The organism is Amycolatopsis sp. WAC 04169 (genome assembly GCF_003947535.1).
Taxonomy (GTDB): Bacteria; Actinomycetota; Actinomycetes; order Mycobacteriales; family Pseudonocardiaceae; genus Amycolatopsis; species Amycolatopsis keratiniphila.
Map to the genome: position 1 here is coordinate 84,181 of NZ_QHJI01000011.1, position 21,060 is coordinate 105,240.

At 68.1% G+C, this 21,060-nt stretch carries 17 protein-coding genes; 12 read left to right on the plus strand and 5 right to left on the minus strand.

Translation table 11 applies throughout. The features are described from left to right. Nucleotides 1-461: 461 nt before the first annotated feature. From DMC61_RS29900 to DMC61_RS41490, 4 genes are all read left to right on the plus strand, one after another. Entirely contained in the window at nucleotides 462-1,730 is a 1,269-nt protein-coding gene (locus DMC61_RS29900) for an aspartate kinase (RefSeq protein ID WP_125693275.1), read from the plus strand. Then, nucleotides 1,727-5,791, plus strand: coding sequence for a Pls/PosA family non-ribosomal peptide synthetase (locus tag DMC61_RS29905; RefSeq protein ID WP_125693277.1), 4,065 nt, complete (start codon nucleotides 1,727-1,729; stop codon nucleotides 5,789-5,791). The genes DMC61_RS29900 and DMC61_RS29905 overlap by 4 nt, the downstream gene beginning before the upstream one ends. Next, nucleotides 5,788-7,158: a diaminobutyrate--2-oxoglutarate transaminase family protein gene (locus DMC61_RS29910; protein WP_125693279.1), complete on the plus strand. Its 1,371-nt coding sequence runs from the start codon at nucleotides 5,788-5,790 to the stop codon at nucleotides 7,156-7,158. The genes DMC61_RS29905 and DMC61_RS29910 overlap by 4 nt, the downstream gene beginning before the upstream one ends. A gap of 242 nt (nucleotides 7,159-7,400) precedes the next feature. Beyond that, the gene (locus DMC61_RS41490) at nucleotides 7,401-7,550 is read left to right on the plus strand and encodes a hypothetical protein (RefSeq protein WP_170064555.1); all 150 of its coding nucleotides are present in this window, start codon (nucleotides 7,401-7,403) and stop codon (nucleotides 7,548-7,550) included. A gap of 17 nt (nucleotides 7,551-7,567) precedes the next feature. Here DMC61_RS41490 and DMC61_RS29915 read toward each other — a convergent pair whose 3' ends face one another. Beyond that, nucleotides 7,568-8,188 carry a hypothetical protein gene (locus tag DMC61_RS29915; protein ID WP_125693281.1) on the minus strand — a complete coding sequence of 207 codons (621 nt, stop codon included), beginning with the start codon at nucleotides 8,186-8,188 and terminating at the stop codon, nucleotides 7,568-7,570. 265 nt (nucleotides 8,189-8,453) lie between these two features. On the opposite strand from DMC61_RS29915, the gene DMC61_RS29920 reads away from it, so the two are divergent. Next, on the plus strand, nucleotides 8,454-8,798 hold the full coding sequence (locus DMC61_RS29920) for a helix-turn-helix transcriptional regulator (RefSeq protein WP_125693283.1): 345 nt from the start codon (nucleotides 8,454-8,456) through the stop codon (nucleotides 8,796-8,798). A gap of 410 nt (nucleotides 8,799-9,208) precedes the next feature. Here the strand turns inward: DMC61_RS29920 and DMC61_RS29925 are convergent, their stop codons facing one another. Then, nucleotides 9,209-10,165, minus strand: a complete 957-nt coding sequence (locus tag DMC61_RS29925; protein ID WP_125693285.1) for a helix-turn-helix domain-containing protein — start codon at nucleotides 10,163-10,165, stop codon at nucleotides 9,209-9,211. A gap of 120 nt (nucleotides 10,166-10,285) precedes the next feature. Here DMC61_RS29925 and DMC61_RS29930 point away from each other — a divergent pair, with 120 nt between their 5' ends. Both DMC61_RS29930 and DMC61_RS29935 read left to right on the plus strand, forming a co-directional pair. After that, nucleotides 10,286-10,876 (plus strand): isochorismatase family protein, encoded by a 591-nt coding sequence (locus DMC61_RS29930; protein ID WP_125693287.1) that lies wholly within the window; start codon nucleotides 10,286-10,288, stop codon nucleotides 10,874-10,876. 70 nt (nucleotides 10,877-10,946) lie between these two features. Beyond that, nucleotides 10,947-12,686 (plus strand): pyruvate dehydrogenase, encoded by a 1,740-nt coding sequence (locus DMC61_RS29935; protein WP_125693289.1) that lies wholly within the window; start codon nucleotides 10,947-10,949, stop codon nucleotides 12,684-12,686. Between the two features lie 10 nt (nucleotides 12,687-12,696). Here the strand turns inward: DMC61_RS29935 and DMC61_RS29940 are convergent, their stop codons facing one another. Both DMC61_RS29940 and DMC61_RS29945 read right to left on the minus strand, forming a co-directional pair. Further along, nucleotides 12,697-13,893, minus strand: coding sequence for an epoxide hydrolase family protein (locus DMC61_RS29940; RefSeq protein WP_125693291.1), 1,197 nt, complete (start codon nucleotides 13,891-13,893; stop codon nucleotides 12,697-12,699). Beyond that, nucleotides 13,890-14,342: a nuclear transport factor 2 family protein gene (locus DMC61_RS29945; RefSeq protein WP_125693293.1), complete on the minus strand. Its 453-nt coding sequence runs from the start codon at nucleotides 14,340-14,342 to the stop codon at nucleotides 13,890-13,892. The genes DMC61_RS29940 and DMC61_RS29945 overlap by 4 nt, the downstream gene beginning before the upstream one ends. 127 nt (nucleotides 14,343-14,469) lie before the next feature. Between DMC61_RS29945 and DMC61_RS29950 the strand changes: the two genes are divergently transcribed. Together DMC61_RS29950 and DMC61_RS29955 are read left to right on the plus strand one after the other, a co-directional pair. Beyond that, nucleotides 14,470-15,432 (plus strand): quinone oxidoreductase, encoded by a 963-nt coding sequence (locus DMC61_RS29950; RefSeq protein ID WP_125693295.1) that lies wholly within the window; start codon nucleotides 14,470-14,472, stop codon nucleotides 15,430-15,432. Nucleotides 15,433-15,479: 47 nt separating this feature from the next. After that, a complete protein-coding gene (locus DMC61_RS29955) occupies nucleotides 15,480-16,061 on the plus strand; it encodes a TetR/AcrR family transcriptional regulator (protein ID WP_125693297.1) in 582 nt (193 codons plus the stop codon). Nucleotides 16,062-16,080: 19 nt separating this feature from the next. On the opposite strand, the gene DMC61_RS29960 is transcribed toward DMC61_RS29955, so the two are convergent. Beyond that, nucleotides 16,081-16,656 carry a TetR/AcrR family transcriptional regulator gene (locus DMC61_RS29960; protein ID WP_125693299.1) on the minus strand — a complete coding sequence of 192 codons (576 nt, stop codon included), beginning with the start codon at nucleotides 16,654-16,656 and terminating at the stop codon, nucleotides 16,081-16,083. 222 nt (nucleotides 16,657-16,878) lie between these two features. Between DMC61_RS29960 and DMC61_RS29965 the strand changes: the two genes are divergently transcribed. From DMC61_RS29965 to DMC61_RS29975, 3 genes are read left to right on the plus strand one after another with little or no spacing between them, the layout of a single operon-like run. Continuing rightward, nucleotides 16,879-17,331: a (2Fe-2S)-binding protein gene (locus DMC61_RS29965; RefSeq protein WP_125693301.1), complete on the plus strand. Its 453-nt coding sequence runs from the start codon at nucleotides 16,879-16,881 to the stop codon at nucleotides 17,329-17,331. Then, a complete protein-coding gene (locus DMC61_RS29970; protein WP_125693303.1) occupies nucleotides 17,318-18,280 on the plus strand; it encodes a xanthine dehydrogenase family protein subunit M in 963 nt (320 codons plus the stop codon). The genes DMC61_RS29965 and DMC61_RS29970 overlap by 14 nt, the downstream gene beginning before the upstream one ends. Beyond that, nucleotides 18,277-20,451, plus strand: coding sequence for a xanthine dehydrogenase family protein molybdopterin-binding subunit (locus tag DMC61_RS29975; RefSeq protein WP_125693305.1), 2,175 nt, complete (start codon nucleotides 18,277-18,279; stop codon nucleotides 20,449-20,451). Before DMC61_RS29970 ends, DMC61_RS29975 begins: the two co-directional genes overlap by 4 nt. Nucleotides 20,452-21,060 lie beyond the last annotated feature (609 nt).

Consider the following 21,060-nt stretch of genomic DNA (forward strand, 5'->3'; position numbering starts at 1 on the left):
TCCGCATAGTGGGAGAAATGCTGGGTTTCGGCCGCCGCGCGCGGCATGGTCACTTTGACGGGTTCCTCCCCGGCTTCGGCGGGTAAAAGGATCTCGTAACTTCCGTCGAGTGGGGAAATTCGTTCCGTTTTGTCACGTAGTCGTTCTCCCGAATTTCGAAGCCACTGCGAATACGTCATTCTTCTGCCCTAATTCCATCGAACTCGGCTGTTCGCCGTCATAACCTCGCACGCTGTCGCCGGGTTATGGCCTGGGAGAAACGGGTGATCGATCTTTCGTACTTACGGAGGTACCCGTGGAAAGTGCCCCGCACTACTTTTCAAAGCTGTCACCTCCGCCAGGGCATCTTGTCCGGCAGGCACTTCCGAACTCTGCCGTATACCCCACCGCGAATGCGGCCATTCGCAGCGGGTCTGTTCTCCGAACGCGAACACGGCCATCGTGGCGACCTATTAAGGAAAATGGTGAATTTCTCCCCGAAACTAGATGTCAGCCTGGATCCACCCTCACCGAAAACGCGAAACGAAGGGCTTGTCATACGAAAATACGGTGGTTCGTCGCTGGCCACGCCGGAAATGGTGAACGAGGTGGCCGCCGAGGTGGCCGCGCTCGCCGAAGCGGGAGACCGGGTGGTCCTGGTCGTGTCGGCGATGGGGGACAGCACCGATCGGTTGATCGCCCTGGCCGGGAAGTTCGCCGAACCGCCCGCGCCCCGGGAACTCGATCAGCTGATGGCGACCGGTGAACAGGTGTCCGCGGCGGTACTCGCCATGGCCTTGGCCGAGCGCGGGATCGAGGCCGTCTCGTTGTCCGGTGACCAGGCGGGGATCGAGGTCGCGGGCGAACCGGGCGCGGCGACCATCGTGCGGGTCGATCCCGGCAAGATCGCCGCCCGGCTGCGTGACGCGCGGGTCGTCGTGGTCGCCGGGTTCCAGGGGCGGGACGCCGACGGCGAACTGCTGACGTTGGGCCGAGGTGGTTCCGACACCACCGCGGTGGCGCTCCGCGCCGCGCTCGGCGGTTCCGAATGCGAGATCCGGACCGACGTGCACGGTGTCCGCACGGCCGATCCCCGCATCGTGCGGGACACCCGGGTGGTCCGGACGATCTCGTACGACGCCATGGTCGAGCTCGCCGGGCTCGGCGCCCGGGTGCTGCACCCCAGATCCGTCGAGCTCGCGCGCCGTCACGGAGTGGCGGTGCGGGTGACGCACGCGTCGGATCCCGGCCCGTCGACCGTCGTGACGGCGGGAGAAGCGTCGATGGAAGACGTTCCCCGCGTCATCGGCATCGCACACGAACGCGACGTGCGGCTGGTCCGCGTCGAGGTGTCCGCCTCCGGCCCGGACCATTACGGGCGCGTCCTCGCGACGCTGGCGGCCTGCGGGGTGCGGCCGGACAACCTGAGCTGGCCCGATCCCGGCGAACTGCGGTTCACCGTCCGTGGGACGGAGCCGCTCGGCCTGCCGATCGCCCGGCTCGCGATGGAACTGGACGCGCGTTCCACGGTCTTCGAGGACCTCGGCTCGGTGTCCGTGGTCGGCACCGCGCTGCTCGATCCGCCCGGGTTCCTGCCCGGGTTGCTGCGGATCCTCGCCGATCACCGGGTCACGGTGCCCGCGATGACGACGTCGCCATCGCGCCTCACCGCCGTGATCCCCGCCGACGCCGTCGATACGACCGTCCGCGCCTTGCACGACTCGTTCGGCTTGGCGGTGGACCGGCCATGAGCCCCTACGGACAGCCGTCGGGCCAGTTCACCGCCGATGGCCTCGTGCTGACCTGCGACGGCCACGACCAGCGGGTTCGATGGCAGGTCGGCGACCGGTTGGAAGAGTTGTACGAGCGGCTCTGCGACCGGTTGCGGGCCGATGGCCTCGGCGACCGCCTCGCGGTGGACGCCGAGGGCGACAAGCTCACGTTCGACGGCTTGGACGAGCGGGCCAATCGGCTCGCGCGGCACCTGCGAGCACACGGGGTGCGGCCCGGCGACCGCATCGGGTTGTTGTTCGGCGAACCGGTTCATCCCTACGTCGCGATGCTCGCCGTGCTCAAGGTCAACGCGGCGTATGTGCCACTGGACGCGGGCTTTCCCGACGACCGCTTGGCCTACATCGTCCAGGACGCAGGCGTCCGGCTCGTCGTGTCGACCGCCGCCCTGCGTGACCGGTTCGAGCCGGGCAGCGTCGAGCTGATCTGTCTCGACGAGGACTCGGATCGCATCGCCGCGCAGCCGGGCGAGCGGCTCACCGCGGCCGAGAAGGGCGCTCCGGCCGACGAACTCTGCTACGTCGTCTACACGTCCGGCTCGACAGGGCGGCCGAAAGGCGTGACGATCGATCACGCCTCGATCTGCAACTTCGTCCAGGTCGCCACCGAGGTCTACGGCATCCAGCCCACCGACCGGGTCTATCAGGGCATGACGATCGCGTTCGATTTCTCGGTCGAGGAGATCTGGGTGCCGTTGCTGAGCGGCGCGACGCTCGTGCCGAAACCCGGCGGCGCCGCGCTCGTCGGCCACGACCTCCTCGAGTTCCTGCAGGAGAACAAGGTCACCGCGTTGTGCTGTGTCCCGACCCTGCTGGCCAGCCTCGACGAGGACCTGCCACTGCTGAGGTTCCTCCTCGTGTCCGGTGAGGCGTGTCCCGAAGACCTCGTGCGCCGCTGGCATCGCCCGGACCGACGGTTCCTCAACGTCTACGGCCCGACCGAAGCCACTGTCACCGCGACGTGGTCGGTGCTGCGGCCGGATCGTCCGGTGACCATCGGCGTGCCCCTGCCCACCTATTCGGTCGTCATCCTGGACCCGGACGAGCCGAGGGCACTGGCCGCGGGCGAACTCGGCGAGATCGGCATCGCCGGGATCGGGCTCGCGGGCGGCTATCTCAACCGGCCCGACCTGACCGAGCGCGCGTTCGTCCCGGACTTCCTCGGCATCGGGCACAACCCGTCCCGGCGCATCTATCGCACCGGTGACCTGGGCCGGATCACGCCGGACGGGGAGATCGAATACCACGGCCGCGCCGATACCCAGGTGAAGATCCGTGGCTATCGAGTCGAGCTCACCGAGATCGAATCGGTTCTCCTGCAGATCCCTGGAATCGCCCAGGCGGTGGTCGAAACCCATCATCCGGAACCCGGCACCGTCGAGCTGGTCGCCTACTACAGCCTGCGACGCGACCAGCCCGATGTCGACCCCGGAGAGCTACGTCGTCGCCTGGCGGAACTCCTGCCGGGCTACATGGTGCCCGCCTACCTCGAAAGGCTCGATCACATCCCGCTGACGCCGGCGGGCAAGGCCGATCGCCGACATCTTCCGGCTCCCACCGGTCCACGACGAGCGGTGAACGAAGCCGGCTACGTCGCACCGGCGACCGAGACCGAACTCCACTTGGCGGAGGCATTGGGCGGTGTCCTCGGGATCGAGCGGATCTCGGCGACGGGGCACTTCTTCGACGACTACGGTGCCGACTCCCTGCTGCTCGCCAAGTTCTGCGCCGTGGTCCGTGAACGCGGCGACCTCGCATCGGTGTCGGCCAAGGACGTGTACCTCAATCCCACCGTTCGCGGCCTCGCCGAGTCGACCGTCGCCGCTGCCGAGGTCACGGTCGTACGTGCCGAAGAGCCGCGCCGTGCGTCGACCGTGTCATACGTCCTTTGTGGAGTGTTCCAGCTCTTGGCCTTTCTGGCCTATGCCGCTGGTTCGGGCTGGATCCTGGACACGGGATTCGCCTGGATCTCCGCCGCGACGGGTTTCGCCGAGGGCTACGCGCGCGCCGCCGGGCTCGGGCTGATCGTCTTCGTCGTCCTGTCCGTGGTGCCGATTCTGGCGAAGTGGGCGATCGTCGGCCGGTGGAAGCCGGGGGAGATCCCGCTGTGGAGCGTCGGCTACCTGCGCTTCTGGACGGTCAAGACCTTGGTGCGGTTCAGCCCGCTGATGCTGTTCATCGGGACGCCGCTGTACTCGTGGTACCTGCGAGCCCTCGGCGCGGACATCGGCAAAGGCGCCGTGATCCTGTCGCGGAACCCGCCGGTCTGCACCGATCTGTTCAGCGTCGGTGCCGGGGTGGTCATCCGGAAGGACGCGTACTTCTCGTGCTACCGCGCCAGGGCGGGCCGGATCCAGACAGGGCCGGTCACGCTCGGCGACAATGCCTTCGTCGGCGAAATGACCGTGCTCGACATCGGCACGGCACTCGGCCACGACGCGCAGCTCGGCCATTCGTCGTCGCTGAACGCCGGGCAGTCCGTGCCCGATGGCGAGAGCTGGCACGGATCGCCCGCCCGTCGTTCCACTGTGGACTACCGGGCGCTGGGGACGGTCCCGCGCGGGAGGCTCAGGCCGATCGTCTTCTGCGCTTCCAGCCTGCTGCTCCTGCTCTCGGTGACGCTTCCCGTGACGTTGGGCGGGGCCGACGTGTTCGTCGATCGCTGGCTCACCCCGACGACGGACTTCACGAGCTTGGCCTTCTATCGCGGCCGGATCGCCGACTCGGCAGTGCTGTACTTCGGGGCGTTGCTCGCCGGGCTCGCGGTCGTTCTCACGATCCCGCGCCTGCTCGGCTTCTTCCTCCGGCCGGACCGCGTTTATCCGCTCTACGGCGCGCATTTCGCCATCCAGCGGCTGATCGCGCGGCTGACGAACATGCGTGCGTACACCTACCTGTTCGGGGACAGCAGCTACATCGTGTACTACCTGCGCGCGCTGGGGTACGACCTGTCGAAGGTCCGGCAGACCGGATCCAACTTCGGGGTCGAGGTCAAACACGAGACGCCGTTCCTCAGCACGGTCGGCACCGGGACGATGGTCTCGGACGGCCTTTCGATGCTCAACGCCGACTTCTCCGCCTCCTCGTTCCGCCTGCGCAGGACGTCCGTCGCGCCGGAGGCGTTCCTGGGCAACGAGATCGCCTTCCCGCCGGGCGCGCGGGTCGGCCCGAACTGCCTGCTCGCCACCAAGGTGCTCGTTCCGTTGGAGGGGCCGGTCCGGGAGAACGTCGGGCTGCTCGGGTCGCCCGCGTTCGAGATCCCCCGGACCGTCCGCCGCGACACCGGATTCGAGCACCTCCACACCGGCGACGCGCTGAGCCGGGGCCTGCGGGCGAAAAACCGCCACAACACCGTCACCATCCTCGTCTATCTGCTCGTGCACTGGCTGCATCTGTTCGGAATCCTGCTCATCGGCACGGCGGCCGGCGCCCTGCACGAGAGGGTCGGCCCGCTCGCCGTCGGTGGCGGCATCGTGGCGACATTGGTGTTCTCGGTCGCGTTCCTCATGCTGGCGGAACTCGCCGTACAGGGCTTCCGGGCGCTGCGGCCGAGGTACTGCTCGATCTACGATCCGATCTTCTGGCGGCACGAGCGGTTCTGGAAACTCAGCCCCGCCCGCTACCTCGCGCTGTTCAACGGGACGGCGTTCAAGCCTTTCCTGCTGCGTCGTCTCGGCGTCCGGATCGGCCGCCGTGTCTTCGACGACGGGTGCGCGATCCCGGAACGGTCGTTGGTGAGCATCGGCGACGACTGCGTGCTCAACCTGCACACCGTCGTGCAGGGACATTCGCTCGAAGACGGCACGTTCAAATCCGACCACATCGACATCGGCGCGGGGTGCACTCTCAGCACCGGCTCCTTCGTCCACTATGGAGTGACGATGGCGGACGGGGCGATCGCCGAAGCGGACGCGTTCTTGATGAAGGGCACCACGGCCCCGGCCAGGACCCACTGGCACGCCAACCCGGCGGTCGAACTCGACACGGCGGAAACCATCACCGCGGCAAGGAGGCTGCCATGACGAGGACATCCACAGCGAGACCGGCACTGGCCCCTCGCGTCGAAGGTGCGCTGCCCGGTCCGCGCTCGGCCGAGTTCCTCGAACACCAGCGACAGTGGGAATCCAGTGCGCGGGCGTATCCGCGCCACCTGCCGATCGCCATCGCGGGCGCGGAGGGCAGCTACCTGTGGGACATGGACGGGAACGTCTTCGTCGACTTCCTGGCGGGCGCGGGCGTGCTCTCCCTCGGCCACAACCATCCCGAACTGGTGCACGCGGCCACCGAACAGATGCACGTACTCACCCACGGGCTGGACTTCCCGACCGCGGCGAAACGCGAGTTCGTCGACGCCCAGCTGTCCATGCTGCCACCGGCCCTCCGCTCGCGGATGCGGATGCACTTCTGTGGCCCGGGCGGCGCCAACGCCGTGGACGCCGCGATCAAACTGTGCAAAACCGCGACCGGGCGCGGTGACCTGGTGTCCTTCCAAGGCGGGTTCCACGGCTCGAGTCACGCCGCGATGGCGCTGACCGGGCTCGTCGCGCAGAAACGGCCGATCGCCAACGGGGTGCCCGGCGTGCACTTCTTCCCGTACTCCTACTGCGCCCGTTGCCCGGTGGGGCTTTCGCCGGACACATGTACGACCAACTGCGTCGGTCTGCTGGAACGGTCGCTGCGCGATCCCAATGGCGGCATCCCCCTTCCCGCCGCGGTGATCCTGGAAATGGTGCAGGGCGAAGGCGGGATCATCCCGGCGGACCGCGACTTCGTACGCCGGGTCCGCGCGCTGACCGCGGAGCTGGACGTCCCGCTCGTCGTCGACGAGGTGCAGACCGGTTGCGGCCGCACCGGGACCTGGTTCGCGTTCGAGCACTACGACATCGAGCCCGACGTGATCATCGCCTCGAAGGCCTTGAGCGGGATGGGACTTCCGGTGGCGGTGATCTTCTACGACCGGCGGCTGGACGGCTGGGCTCCCGGCGCGCACACCGGAACGTTCCGAGGCAACCAGGCCGCGTTCGCGGCCGGCGTGGCGGCGGTCCGCGTCGTGCGGCGTGACGACGTGCTGGGCAATGTCCGGCAGCGCGGGCGGCAACTCGCCCAACGGCTCGCCACGCTGCACGGCGACGTCTGGGTCCGTGAGGTGCGCGGCCTCGGCCTGATGTGGGGGATCGAGCTGGCCGATCCACGCGATGGCCGCCCGGCAGGCGGATACGCCCGTGCCGTGCAGGCGTACGCGTTGCAGCACGGGCTGATCGTCGAACTCGGCGGCCGCGACGACAGCGTGATCCGCCTGATGCCGCCGCTCACCGTGACCGCCGAGGAGATCGACGTCGCCTGCGCGATCCTGCTCGACGCGATCGAGCACTGTGGTCCGCCACGGTAGGAATCCCCACGTCCCGTCACGTGAGCGAAGGCGTGACTCGCGTGATTGAAGACGGAACTCGCGTGATCAGGGGCGGAACACACGAGTTCCGCCTCCAGTCACGCGAGTTACGTGCCTGATCACGCGAGTCACGCCTTCCCTCACGCCGCGCGCGACCAAAACGCCGAATACGGCCCGTGATCGACATCCGGCCGTTAGAGTGAACAGTCGCTGTAGTTGTCACCCTTGAGGAGTAGCTGTTCATGATCGCCGAGAGCGCGAACCAGCAGAGCGTGACCTTCCCGCAGGAAGCTACGCCGATCTTCGACCTGGTCGCGAAGATGGTGTCGCGGACGCGGAGCGAGGACGAGCACGACTTCGACCGCGAAGCCGATCTCGCGACCTCGGTGTAGCTTCCTGCCGCGGTAGATCATTCAGGCGGTGCACCGGCGTGACCGCGGAGATCCGCGGCCGTTCGGCGCGCGTGGGCCAGGCCGTCGAGGATCCATTGCGGCGGCTGCCGGTCGTTGGTCGCGATCCGCTCGTAGGCTGCGACGAGCCGCTCCGCGATCTTCAGCCGGGCGTCCACGGCCGCCGGTTCGGGGTCGCTCTGCTCGGCCGAGATCGTGACCAGGGCGAGGTGCCCGGTCGGCGAGGGAGTCGCGGACTCGGCGGGCGTGTCCGATCGCTGCTCCGGGGTGGGCAGCCGCCGAAGACGAAGCGGCGCACCCTCGTGACGAGAGCCCTGCGCGGGGAAGGGATCCGCCCGGAACCGCGCGACCGAGGGCCAATACCGGGTGCGCGCGGACTTCGGTGTCTCCCCGTCGAGCCCGCACGCGATCTCCTGCCAGGTCTTTCCGTCGAGCCGTGCGGCGACCACCGCCGCTTCGACGATCTGCTGCGCCATCCCGATCAGGCCGGCGTGGTCCGGCGGGGAGCCCTCGTCCTCCCTGGCGGCGTTCGCCGCGAGATCGGCCAGTTCCGCCGCATGCGCGGCGAGGGCCAGATGGGCCCGGGTCGCCGCGGCGGGGATGGAGTGGCGTGTGGTCACCGTCCACTCCTCGTGGCAGGCCGGGGGGTCGGCAAGAGGCTCGCGGATTCCCGCATGCCGTGACTCACAGGTGTTCTCACCTTCCTGATATGCAAACTTGCATAAATATGCAATTTATGGATGTGCGACGACGCGGAAAACCGGGATTTTGTGCCCTGATCGGGTGTGGTCGCGACCGTTCTGTGTGAGGTGACGTTCGGCCGCCCTTGTCGTCGGGCACGATCAGGGAGGTGCGGACGGCCGGCTCTGCGGGGAAGGGATGCCGATGAACAGCCCCCTGTATCAGGCGACGGCGGAGCTCTTCAAAACGCTGGGGCACCCCGTCCGGATCCGCGTGCTCGAACTGCTCAGTGAGCGGGACCATCACGTCTCGGAGCTGCTGGCCGACCTGGGTATCGAGCCGGCCAATCTGTCCCAGCAGCTCGCCGTCCTGCGCCGGGCCAACCTGGTGGTGCCGAGCAAGGAGGGGACGACCGTCTCCTACTCTCTGACCAGCCCGTCGGTCGCCGAACTGCTCACCGTCGCGCGCGGGATTCTGACCGGGGTCATAACCGGCCAGTTGGAGCTGCTCGACGATTTACAGAATTCCACCGGCGGGGATTCGCCTTGATCAAGATGAAAAGCCATTTCGGATATTCATGAACTCGCGGCGGCCGTCATTTGTTTTCCTGGTCGGAATCGGCGTGCTTCCCATTCGATTCGGAATGGTCCTCGCCGTCCCGGGTCCGCCGTGTCTCCTCGACGAGAGAGTCGAAGATGGGGGTTCCGCACAGCTCCACATGGTCCTCCGTCGCGCCGGTCCTCGTGCCCGGTCATCTTGCCCCGGAACGGCTTCTTCGATCCAGTTCCGCCGCGCAATGCACTCGATTGAGCTCACCCTCGGGGGTGAGCTATTCAGCGATGTGAAAAATGAAGTGTAGGACACGGCCCTTTCGGCGGTGTCGCCGGGTTTTGCGGAAATAATGATTCCGCTTGTCCTTTGCGGGCGGGAAAAGGATTGCTCGCCCGTCTCGTGGCTGGTCAGCGCGGGACGGAGAACTCGGTCCGATAGCGGGTCGGTGTCGTGCCCAGTGCGGTGGCGAAGTGCTCGCGAAGCCGGGCGGGCGTGCCGAAGCCGGACTGCGCGGCCACGGCGTCGACGCCGAGAGCGGTCGTCTCGAGCAGGTGCCGCGCCCGCGCGAGCCGTTGGGCGACAAGCCACTGGTGGACGGTGGTCCCGGTGCGGGCGCGAAATGAGCGGGTGAACGTGCTGCGGCTCATATGCGCTCGGGCGGCGAGGCCGTCGATGCTGTGCTGGGTGCCCAGATGGGATCGCGCCCAGTTCATCACCTCGGTGAGCGGATCCTCGTCCACGGCGGGGACCGGAAGCTCGATGAACTGGGCCTGCCCGCCGGGACGGTGTGGTGCCGCGACGATCCGGCGGGCGACACGGTTGGCGACGACCTGGCCCGCCGTGCGGGCGAGCAGATGAAGGCAGGTGTCGATCCCGGCGGTCGCACCGGCTCCGGTCACCACGTCGCCTTCGTCGACGTACAGCTCCTGGGGGCGCAGTTCGACCGAGGGGAAGCGTCGCCGGAACGTTTCGACCCATTTCCAGTGGGTCGTCGCGGCGCGGCCGTCGAGGACACCGGCGTCCGCGAGGGCGAAGACCCCCAGGCAGAGCCCGACGACGAGGGCTCCGCGTTCGTGCGCGGCCCGCAGCGCGGCGGAGACCGGCGCGGGCGTCGGGGTTTCCGGGTCGGACCACCACGGCACGACGACGATGTCGGCGTCCACGAGGGCATCGAGCCCCGCTGAGACGTCGATGGTGTATCCGGCGCTCGTGGCGAGGGCGCCGGGTTCGACGGCGACGACCGTGAGCGGCCACGGCTCCATGTCGCCCGCCGGGGATTCCGGGCCCCATACGAGCGACGGCACGGCGAGGTGGAACGGGCTGATCCCCTCGAACGCCAGGACGGCCACTCTCGGAGCACGCATCGATCCCTCTTCCCGCGGATGTCGGCCGATCTCGACGATGGCTGACCTGATTCCGTATCTCGATATCGAATCGGGTCAGCCAGGATGGTAGCCGTACCGACGGAAAGCGAAGGAAACACGATGACCAGCACCACTCTCCGCGAAATCAGCACCCTGCCGACGACGCCCGCGGCACTCTCGGACGCGACGGTGATCCTCGTCGACTACCAGAACACCTACACGCGCGGCGTGATGGAACTCGACAGCTGGGAAGCGGCGCTCGACGAGGCGGCCACGTTGCTGGCGCGCGCCCGGGCGGCGGGCGCGACGGTCATTCACGTCATGCACGACGGGGGCGAGGGCAGCCCGTACGACCTCCAGCAGGACATCGGCCGGATTCACGAGCGAGTCGCCCCCGCCCCTGGCGAGGAGGTCGTGGTGAAGACCGCGCCGAACTCGTTCGTCGGAACCCGGCTGGGGGAACTGGTCGACGCCGCCGGGCACCGGGACGTCGTCGTGGCCGGGTTCATGACCCATATGTGTGTCACGTTCACCGCGGAAGGCGCGTTCCTGCGCGGGAACAGCCCGACCGTGGTCGCCGCCGCCTGTGCCACGCGCCCGCTGCCGTCGGTCGACGGCCCGGTGACCGCCGCGGAACAGCACCGCGCGGCGCTCGCCACGATCGGTGATCTCTACGCGGTGGTGGTCGGCACGGCGGCCGAGCTCGGTTAGGACCTGCGCGGCCGCGCTCGCGCGTGGATCATGAAGGTGTTCCCGCCGCCGAAGTATCGAAGGGGTCCTGATGGCCAAGCCCAACGTCGCCGAGCAGTTCGTCCAAGTCCTGGTTCAGGCCGGGGTGGAGCGGATCTACGGCGTGGTCGGAGACAGCCTCAACCCCATCGTCGACGCCATCCGCCGTACTCCGGGCATCGAATGGGTGCACGTCCGCAACGAGGAGGCCGGCGCGTTCGCGGCGGCGGCCGAGGCCCAGCTGACCGGACGGCTCGCGGTGTGCGCCGGCAGCTGCGGTCCCGGCAACACCCATCTGGTGCAAGGACTTTACGACGCGCACCGCACGGGAGCCCCGGTTCTCGCGCTCGCCTCGCATATCCCGTCCGGCCAGATCGGGACCGGGTTCTTCCAGGAGACCCATCCCGAGCGGCTGTTCGTCGACTGCAGTGGCTATTGCGAGCAGATCAGCAGGCCGGCTCAGATGCCCAGGGTGCTCCGGATCGCCATGCAGCACGCGTTGTCCCGCGGCGAGGTGTCGGTGCTGGTGTTGCCCGGCGACGTCGCGCACCTCGACGCCGTGGCGCCCACCGGGAACGGCGTGCCGGTCACCGAGCACGGGACGGTCGTGCCACCCGAACCGCAGGTGGCACGGCTCGCCCAGCTGATCAACGACGCCGAAACCGTCACCTTGTTCGCCGGTGCCGGGGTGCGCGGCGCGCATGCCGAGGTGATGGAGCTGGCCGAGACCGTGCAGGCGCCGGTCGGCCACAGCCTGCGCGGCAAGGAGTGGATCCAGTACGACAATCCGTTCGACGTCGGGATGAGCGGCCTGCTCGGCTATGGCGCCTGCTACCGGGCCATGCACGACGCGGATCTGCTGGTCCTGCTCGGCACCGATTTCCCTTATGACTCCTTCCTTCCCCAGGCGCGGACCGTGCAGGTCGACCACGACGCGACCCGCCTGGGTCGCCGTACCCCGCTGGAGCTGGCGGTGCACGGCGACGTGCGGGAGACCCTGCGGGCCGTGCTGCCGCTCCTGCGGCGCAAGACCGACCGCACCTTCCTTGACCGGATGTTGCGTGATCACTGCAAGACGCTGGAGCAGGTCGTCGACGCCTACACCCGCAACGTCGAACGGCATGTGCCCATCCATCCGGAGTTCGCCGCGGACCTCCTCGACGAACTCGCCGCGGACGACGCGATCTTCACCGTCGACACCGGCATGTGCAACGTGTGGGCGGCCCGGTATCTCACGCCCAACGGGCGCCGCCGGGTGATCGGATCGTTCCTGCACGGCACGATGGCGAACGCCCTGCCGCACGCGATCGGTGCGCAGTTCGCCTACCCGGGGCGCCAGGTCGTCTCGATGTCCGGCGACGGGGGACTGGGCATGCTGCTCGGCGAACTGCTCACCGTGGCTTTGCACGACCTTCCGGTCAAGATCGTGACGTTCAACAACTCCTCGCTCGGCATGGTGAAGCTGGAGATGCTGGTGGACGGCCTTCCCGACTACCAGACCGACCATCGTCCGGTGGACTTCGCCGCGATCGCCAGTGGCGCGGGACTGCGTGCCGAGCGGGTGACCGACCCGACCCGCCTGCGCGCGGCGCTGAAGGAGGCACTGAGCCACGACGGCCCCGCGCTGGTGGATGTCGTGACGGACGCGAACGCCCTGTCCGTCCCGCCGCACATCACCGCCGGTCAGCTCGGCGGATTCGCCTTGGCCGCGAGCAAGGTCGTGCTCGAAGGCGGGGTCGGCCGGATGATCGATCTCGCCCGGGCGAACCTCCGCAACATCCCGCGGCCGTGAGACCGCCCGCTCAGCGCAGCGGGCGGAACGTGGCGCGGAGGTCTTCGATCCACGCTTCCGGGTTTTCCCACGGTCCGAAGTGGCCGCCCTTCTCGTGGACGTTCACCTGCCGCACGTCCGCGTAGACGGGGCCGGCCGCTTCCTTGAACGCGGCGACGCGGCGTTCGCGGTCGTGGGCTCCCGGCGGCGCGGCGTCGCCGAGGTGGAAGGTGAACCCGGCCGGCGCCTCGACCGCCGGCGTGCGGTCGTGCGAGGGCCGCCACGGATGCCGGTTGACGTTCTTGTAGGCGCGGATCGACGAGCCGATGGCTTGGTTGACCCAGTAGATTGTCGCGTTGGTGAGGATGTGGTCGACCGGATAGGAGTCCTCGAAGACCCCGTTCTGGTCGCTCCACTTCTTCCACCGCTTGAGGATCCACGCGAGCATCCCGATCGGGGAGTCGTTCAGGCCGTGCGTGATCGTCTGCGCGTCGAGCATATGCGTCGCGACATGGGAAACGTAGGTGTCGACGAAGTTGACCATGTCGGGCAGGCCGTCGATCGGCGCACCGCCGGTGAGATCCCAGTGGCGCTCGCCCTGGAAGATCGTCAGCGGCATCTCGTTGCCGAGGTGGATGCCGTGGAGCGAGCCGGCGTATTTGTGGCCGAGCTGCGCTCCGACCAGTGCGCCGTAATCGGCCGCGCCGACCCCGAAGCGCCGGTAACCGAGCACATCGGTCATCAGCGTGTGGAACCGATCGGCCATGCTGACGAAATTCTCCTTGCCGTTCGTCAGCGGAGTGGAGAACGCGAAACCGGGCAACGAAGGGACGATGACGTCGAAGGCGTCCGCGGGGTCGCCGCCGTGCGACGCCGGGTCGGCGAGCGGGCGGATGACCTTGCTCCAGTCCCAGAAGGTCCATGGCCAGCCGTGCATGAGCAGCAACGGGATCGGCGCGGGACCTTTCCCCGGCTCGCGGATGAAGTGCACCGGAGTGCCGTCGACGTCGACGCGATGGTGCGAGTACTCGTTCAGCCGGGCTTCGACGGCTCGCCAGTCGAAACCGTCTGCCCAGTACTCGACGATCGGCTTGAGATAGGCGGTACTCAGCCCGAATACCTCGTCTTCGTTGTCCTGATCGGGTGCGAACCTGGTGGCCTTGAGTCGTCTCCGGAGGTCGTCGAGGACGTCCTGTTCGACGTCGATGACGAACGGGTCGAGGGTCATGAGCGGTTCTCCTTGTCCGGGTGGGTCCAGTCCAGGCGGAGCCTGGTGATGTGAAGTTCGGTGATGAGCCATCGGCCGCCCGCGCGGGTGAAGCGCACCCGGTAATGGCCGTAGCCGTGCATTTCGCCGTCGTGCGGCGTGGTGACGATGTCCTCCATGGCCCAGACACCGGCCGCCGAATCCGGCGACTCGATGTCGATCTCGCTGGAGAACAGGTGGTGTATCAGCACGGAGTCGGCTTGATTGCGGGCTTTGAGCCGGTCGGCGATCTCGGCGCGGCCGGTCATCCGCGCCTGGATCGATCCGTCCACTGTGGAGGCGACGAACGGCGCGTCGGGCGTGAACAGGGCCGCGAGGTCGTCCCATCGATGGTGGTCGGCGCTGTAGACGTAGCGAGCCATCACGCGTCGCACGTCCTCCACCGCCACCAGCCGGGTGAGGTCGTCCATCGGCTTTCCTTCGTTCGGGGAGGTTGACCCGGCCGAGGATGCCGACGAAAAAATGGACCGGCAAGTACAGTCTCGCGGCGACGCTTCTGTACTTGCCGGTCCATTTTTTCGGACTTACGTTGCCCTCATGCACGCGATCCACATCAGCGAATACGGCGGCCCGGAAGTCATGACCTGGACGGAGTTCCCGGACCCGGTGCCGCACGAGGGCGAGGTCGCCGTGCGGCTGGGTGTGGCCGGGGTGAACTTCATGGACACCGGCGCCCGCAAGATGCCGCTGCCCACCTGGTCGGTCCCGACCGTGCTGGGTGTCGAAGGTATGGGCATCGTCACGGCGCTGGGGCCGGGAGTCGAAGACTTCGCCGTCGGCGACCGCGTCGCTTGGCGCTACCACAAGGGCAGCTACGCCGAACGGCTCGCCATCCCGGCGCGGTCACTGGTGCGGGTGCCCGGCGACATCGACGACGAGACCGCGGCCGCCATCCTGATGCAGGGCTTGACCGCGAACCATTTCACGACGGAGACGTACGCGATCCAGCCGGGCGACACGGCCGTCGTGCACTCGGCCGCGGGTGGGGTCGGGGTCATCCTGACCCAGCTGATCAAGGCTCGCGGCGGCACCGTGATCGGGCTGGTGTCACGCGACGAGAAGATCCCGGTGGCGAAGAAGGCCGGCGCGGACCATGTGCTGGTGTCCGCCGGAAGTGGCTTCGAGCGGCAGGTTCGAGAGCTGACCGGCGGCGAAGGCGCGAAGGTCGTGTACGACGGCGGCGGCACGGCGACGTTCCACTCGTCCCAGCTGGCGTTGCGCCGCCACGGCGTGCACGCCTACTACGGCGTGGTGAACGGCAATCCCCCGTTCCGGCCGGCGGATCTGCCGAACAGCATCCTGCTGTCCTATCCGTCCGTCGTCGACCACGTGCCCACTCGTGAGGCACTGGTGCGGCGGGCGAACGAGCTGTTCGAGTTCATCCGGAAGGGGCAGGTGACGCCGTATATCGGGGGTCGCTACGCCCTCGCCGACGCGGCACAGGCGCACCGCGACATCGAGTCCCGTCGCACCTCGGGGAAGCTGCTGCTGATGCCGTGATGCCGGCGAGGGACAATGGACCGCCGAGTACATTCCGGGAGGCTTTCGTGCTCACGAAGAAGGGCGCCGCGACGCGGCAGCGGATCATCGAAGCCGCGGCGGACGAGATCCGTGAGCACGGCGTCGCCACGGCGACCCTCGACGACATCGGCCGCCGTAGCGGAACGGGCAAGAGCCAGCTGTTCCACTACTTCCCCGAGGGCAAGGAACAACTGCTCCTCGCCGTGGCCGAATGGGAAGCCGGGCAGGTGATCGAGGATCAGCAGCCCTACCTCGGGCGGTTGACCTCGTGGGAGGCGTGGGGGAAATGGCGTGACGTGGTGGTCCGGCGCTACCGGCGGCAGGGGGTGCACTGCCCGCTCGGGGTGCTGATCACCGAGATCGGCAGGCACACTCCCGCCGCGCAGGCGGTCACGAAGCAACTGCTGGAGCAATGGCAACGTCAGGTCCAGGCCGGTATCGAGGAAATGCGGGAGAGCGGGGACATCGGCCGTGACGTCGACCCGGTCCGTGCCGCGGCCGCGTTGATCGCCGCGATCCAGGGCGGGGTGACGATCCTGATGTCCACCGGCTCCGCGGACCATCTCGAAGCGGCGCTCGACCTGTACCTGGACTACTTGCGCGGCTGACGCCGTCCACTGTGGACGATCAGGCCCGGCCGGTGCCCATCCCGCGCCAAAGCAGGTCGAGAAGGCTCGCGACGTCGTGCCGCCATTCGCCTTTCGGGTCGAGGTAGAGCAGGCCGCCGAGTCCGCGCAGAACGGTCTCGGGCTTCAGGTCCGCGCGGACGGTGCCCGCGTCGACGTTGGCCTGCAGCAAAGTGGAGACCGCGCGGACCATGTCCTGATAGGCCCCCGCCGGCAGCTCTCCGCGTGAGGCTCCCGCGGCGCGCAAGGCGTCGGCCAGACCGCGTTTGGTCATCATGTAGTGCGCCAGGTGGTCGGTCGTCCACACTCGGAACGCCTGTTCCGGCGGGTACTTCTCGAGCAGGGTGGGCGCGATTTCGACGAGCTGGCGCACCTCGCGCCGGTACACCGCCAGGATGAGGGCTTCCGGGGTGGGGAAGTGCCGGTACACCGTGCCGACGCCGACCTCGGCCTGCTTCGCGATGGCGTTGAACGAGACGTCACCGGAGCAGGCCAATGACTTCGCGGCGGTGGCGAGGATGCGCTCGTGGTTGCGCCGGGTGTCCGCGCGCCGGGGATTGACCGAACCCGTCGTCATCCGCCCCTCCTGTCCGCCGATCCCGTTCTCCGCTGAATGTAGCCGAGGGAACCGGAAAACCTGGAGCGACTCCAGGAGTGGGCACGACCTTGCCGGGTGGATCGTGTTCCGCTAACTTGAATCGAAGCGGATGAATATCCGTTTCGATTCACGAACGGACTCCCACCACCTCAACCTACGCCGTCCGGGCCGCGGCCAGGGCGATCTGCGGAAAGAGTTTCAGTGGACATCTCACTCGAAGTCAATGGCAGGACGGAACACCTGAGCGTCGATCCCGGGGTGACCCTGCTGGACACGCTGCGGGAGCGGCTCGCCGTCACGGGGCCGAAGAAGGGCTGCGACAGGGGGCAGTGCGGCGCCTGCACGGTGCACGTCGGCGGACGGCCGGTGCTGTCGTGTCTCACCTTGGCCGCCACCGTGAAACAGCCGGTGACCACCGTCGAAGCACTGTCCACTGAGGACGGTCTGCATCAGGTTCAGCAGGCGTTCGTCGACCAGGACGCCCTCCAGTGCGGGTTCTGCACCTCCGGGCAGATCATGTCGGCGGTCGCCGCCGTCGAGCAGGGCGTCGAGGACGTCCGCGAGTTCATGTCCGGCAACCTCTGCCGGTGCGCGGCGTACCCGAACATCGTCGCGGCGGTCGAGCAGGCGAGGAGGGCCGATGCGTCCCTTTGAGCTGCTCGCACCCGAGACCGTCGAAGACGCGGTCGCTTCGCCCGGCACCTTCCTCGCGGGCGGCACCACGCTCGTCGACCTGATGAAGCTGAACGTCCTGACCCCGCGACAGGTCCTGGACATCAACGCGGTACCGCTGCGCGGCATCGACACCAGCGACGGGATGCGGTTCGGCGCGCTGGAACGGATGAGCGACATCGCCGGGCACGCCGGGGTGTACCCGGCGATCTCCCGGGCGCTGCTGCTCAGCGCCTCCCAGCAGATCCGGAACATGGCCAGCATCGGCGGCAACCTCATGCAGCGCACCCGCTGCTCGTACTTCCGGGACGTCGCCATGCCGTGCAATCGGCGAGACCCCGGTAGCGGTTGCCCGGCCATCTCGGGCGCCAACCGGATGCACGCCGTGCTGGGTACGAGCGATTCGTGCGTGGCGACCCACGCCAGCGACGTCGCCGTCGCCCTGGTCGCCCTCGACGCGCAGCTTCGGCTGGTCAGTGACACCGGGACTCGCACCGTCGAGCTGGCCTCGTTCTATCGGCGGCCCGGCGACACTCCCGAGGTCGAGACCGATCTGCGGCCCGGTGAACTGATCGCCGAGGTCGTGGTTCCTCGGCTGGATTGGGCGTCGAACTCCACGTATGTGAAGGTTCGCGACAGGCAGTCCTACGAATTCGCGCTGTGTTCCGCGGCGGTCGCGCTGCGGGTCGAGGACTCGCGCATCGTCGACGCCCGGGTCGCGGCCGGCGGTGTGGCGACCGTGCCGTGGCGGCTGCCCGCCGTCGAGGAGGCCCTGCGGGGTGCGCCCGCGACCGTGACCGCTTTCGAAGAGGCCGCGTCGCTTGCCGCCGAGGGCGCGCGCCCGCTGGCGGCGAACGCGTTCAAGCCGTCGTTGCTGCGGCGGACCATCGTCCGCGCGCTGCTCGAACTGACCGAAGGGAACCGCTCATGACCAGCAGGGTGGACGGGCCGCTGAAGGTCACGGGCCGGGCCGAGTACGGGGCGGACCACGCCTTTCCCGGGCTGGTCCACGGCTACGTCGTCCTGAGCACGATCGCCCACGGCGAGATCGACACGATGGACGTCACGGCGGCGAAGGGCGCTCCGGGCGTGGTCGGTGTGTACACGCCGTTCGATCCGCTGGAGTTGCACACGCCCGCGACGCCGGTCATGGGCGAGACCTGGGTTCCTTTGCAGGACAAGGAAGTCACCTACTACGGCCAGCCGATCGGCTTCGTGGTCGCCGAGACGTACGAGCAGGCGCGTGACGCGGCGATGCTGGTCGAAGTGTCCTATCTGCCCCGGCCTGCCCTGACTTCGCTGCAGGACGGCCTCGCCTCGGCCGAAGAGGCGCCTAAGGGGAGGGGCGGCCCGTCGTCCCTCGCGATCCTCGCCGACGGTGTCGAGTCGATCGAAGACGCGCTCGCGGAAAGTCCGGTGGTCGTCGAGGCCACGTACACCACCGCGACGCAGCACCATGCCGCGATGGAACCGCATTCCGCGGTCGCGGTCTGGGGGGCTGACGGCCTCACGATCCACAGCGGCAACCAGGGCTCCGATCTGCAGGCGGCGGAGCTGGCGATGGCGCTGGGCGTGGAACCGTCCGAGGTGCACGCGGTGAACCCGTTCGTGGGCGGTGCGTTCGGCGGCAAGGGGCACACGTCCACCCCGGCGTTCCTCGCCGCGGCCGCGGCGAGGGCACTGGACAGGCCGGTGAAGGCCGTGCTCAGCCGGGAGCAGGTCTTCACCGCGACCGCGGGCCGTGCCGCGACGGTGCAGAAGATCTCCCTCGGCGCGGAACACGACGGCACGCTCAACGCGCTCCAGCACGACTCGTGGTGCAGCACGCCCATGGACCGGTCGTTCGTCGAGCCGACCTCGCACGGCACTTCGCGCGAGTGGTACGCCACCCGCAACCTGGCCATCAGCCAGAAGATGGTGCCGCTGAACATCCCGCCGACGACGTTCATGCGGGCGCCGGGGGAGGCACCCGGCTCCTTCGCGCTGGAAAGCGCGATCGACGAACTCGCGATCGCGCTGCGCATGGACCCGATCGAACTGCGGCAGCGGAACAATTCGACCGCTCCGCCCGGCAAGGATCTGCAGTGGTCGAGCAAGCACCTCGACGAATGCTTCCGGATCGGCGCGGAACGATTCGGCTGGGCCGATCGCTCACCCGAAGGACGGACCGACGGCGACTGGCTCGTCGGCATGGGCACGGCCACCGCCATGTTCCCCGCGCTGCGGTTCCCGGCCACCGTCGAGATCACCCTGCTCCCCGACGACACGGCCGCCGTCGCGACGAGCGGGGCCGACCCGGGAACCGGTCTGCTGACCGTGCTTTCCCTGGTCGGCGGGGAATCGCTCGACATCTCGCCGGATCGGGTCAAGCCGCGGCTCGGTGACTCGCGCCTGCCGTCCGGAGGCATGTCCGGTGGTTCGACGGCGACCGCGAGCGCCGGGACGGCCATCATGGTCGCCGCCGCCAAGGCGATCGACGAGCTGCTGGCCCTGGCGTCGGCTCCGGGCGCGCCGTTCGAAGGCATGGAGGTCGCCTACGCGGACGGTCGCGTGCAGACCGGGGAACGGACGATGACCTTCGGCGAGCTGTTGCGGGCCCTGGACCGGCCGTCGCTTTCCGTCACCGGTTCTTCGGCACCCGGTGAGGAGCTGACGAAACATTCGTTCAGCTCGTTCGGCGCCCAGTTCTGCGAAGTCCGCGTGCACAAGTGGACGCGCGAGATCCGGGTGTCCCGCATGCTCGGGGTATTCGACGCCGGCCGGATCATCAACCCGAAGGCGGCGCGGAGCCAGATCATGGGCGGCATGATCTGGGGCGTCTCGGCCGCGCTGCACGAGGGGTTGGAGATCGAGGAAAACGGGCGGCTCGCCAATGGGGACTTCGCCGGCTACCTGATCCCGGTCAATGCGGATATCCCCGAGGTCGACGTCCAGTTCGTCGAATACCCGGACACGCTGCACAACTCGGTCGGTGCGAAGGGACTCGGCGAGATCGGCATCGTCGGGATGGCGGCGGCGGTGGCGAACGCCGTCCACAACGCCACCGGCATCCGGGTGCGGCACATCCCGATTCTGATCGAGGATCTGCTCGACGAGTCGTAGGGGCGCGGTGGCGGAGTTACTGGGCGGTTGATTGTGCTCTGATGCCCCATCGTCGGTATCTGGCGCACCGAGTGGCGGGCTGCGAGCCTGGGGATCGTGGGTTGGTCAACGGAGGATTTGGGACGTTGAGTGTCCCCGATGCTCCGTTGATCAAGTGCTGATGCCTGATCGGTCCCTTGACGATGTGGGAACCGGGACACTCAACGTCCCAAATCCCACATCGTCGGCATCCGGCGCACCAAGTAGCGGGCTCTCGTACAGGTGAGTCGATTTGAGTGGGGAGGATTAGGGACGTTCAACGTCCCAAATCCTCCCCACTCGGCTGCAAGCCTGGGGATCGTGGGTTGATCATCGGAGGATTTGGGACGTTGAGTGTCCCCGATACTGCGTTGATCAAGCGCTGATAGCCGTCGGTATCCGGCGCAACGAGCGGCGCCCTTATACCGGTCAGTTGATTCGAGTGGGGAGGATTAGGGACGTTCAACGTCCCAAATCCTCCCCACTCGACCGACTCACCAACCGTCGACGATTCCCTCCTCTCGACGAAAGACCATTTCCTCCCTCGACTTGACAATTCCGGCGCGACCGAACGGTGGTTGCGCCGGTCTT

Excerpts from the sequence above, each read along its gene's own strand:
- DMC61_RS29900 (WP_125693275.1), top strand. The coding sequence starts at position 462 with ATGGTGAATTTCTCCCCGAAACTAGATGTCAGCCTGGATCCACCCTCA.
- DMC61_RS29905 (WP_125693277.1), top strand. The coding sequence starts at position 1,727 with ATGAGCCCCTACGGACAGCCGTCGGGCCAGTTCACCGCCGATGGCCTC.
- DMC61_RS29910 (WP_125693279.1), top strand. The coding sequence starts at position 5,788 with ATGACGAGGACATCCACAGCGAGACCGGCACTGGCCCCTCGCGTCGAA.
- DMC61_RS41490 (WP_170064555.1), top strand. The coding sequence starts at position 7,401 with ATGATCGCCGAGAGCGCGAACCAGCAGAGCGTGACCTTCCCGCAGGAA.
- DMC61_RS29920 (WP_125693283.1), top strand. The coding sequence starts at position 8,454 with ATGAACAGCCCCCTGTATCAGGCGACGGCGGAGCTCTTCAAAACGCTG.
- DMC61_RS29925 (WP_125693285.1), bottom strand. The coding sequence starts at position 10,165 with ATGCGTGCTCCGAGAGTGGCCGTCCTGGCGTTCGAGGGGATCAGCCCG.
- DMC61_RS29930 (WP_125693287.1), top strand. The coding sequence starts at position 10,286 with ATGACCAGCACCACTCTCCGCGAAATCAGCACCCTGCCGACGACGCCC.
- DMC61_RS29935 (WP_125693289.1), top strand. The coding sequence starts at position 10,947 with ATGGCCAAGCCCAACGTCGCCGAGCAGTTCGTCCAAGTCCTGGTTCAG.
- DMC61_RS29940 (WP_125693291.1), bottom strand. The coding sequence starts at position 13,893 with ATGACCCTCGACCCGTTCGTCATCGACGTCGAACAGGACGTCCTCGAC.
- DMC61_RS29945 (WP_125693293.1), bottom strand. The coding sequence starts at position 14,342 with ATGGACGACCTCACCCGGCTGGTGGCGGTGGAGGACGTGCGACGCGTG.
- DMC61_RS29950 (WP_125693295.1), top strand. The coding sequence starts at position 14,470 with ATGCACGCGATCCACATCAGCGAATACGGCGGCCCGGAAGTCATGACC.
- DMC61_RS29960 (WP_125693299.1), bottom strand. The coding sequence starts at position 16,656 with ATGACGACGGGTTCGGTCAATCCCCGGCGCGCGGACACCCGGCGCAAC.
- DMC61_RS29970 (WP_125693303.1), top strand. The coding sequence starts at position 17,318 with ATGCGTCCCTTTGAGCTGCTCGCACCCGAGACCGTCGAAGACGCGGTC.
- DMC61_RS29975 (WP_125693305.1), top strand. The coding sequence starts at position 18,277 with ATGACCAGCAGGGTGGACGGGCCGCTGAAGGTCACGGGCCGGGCCGAG.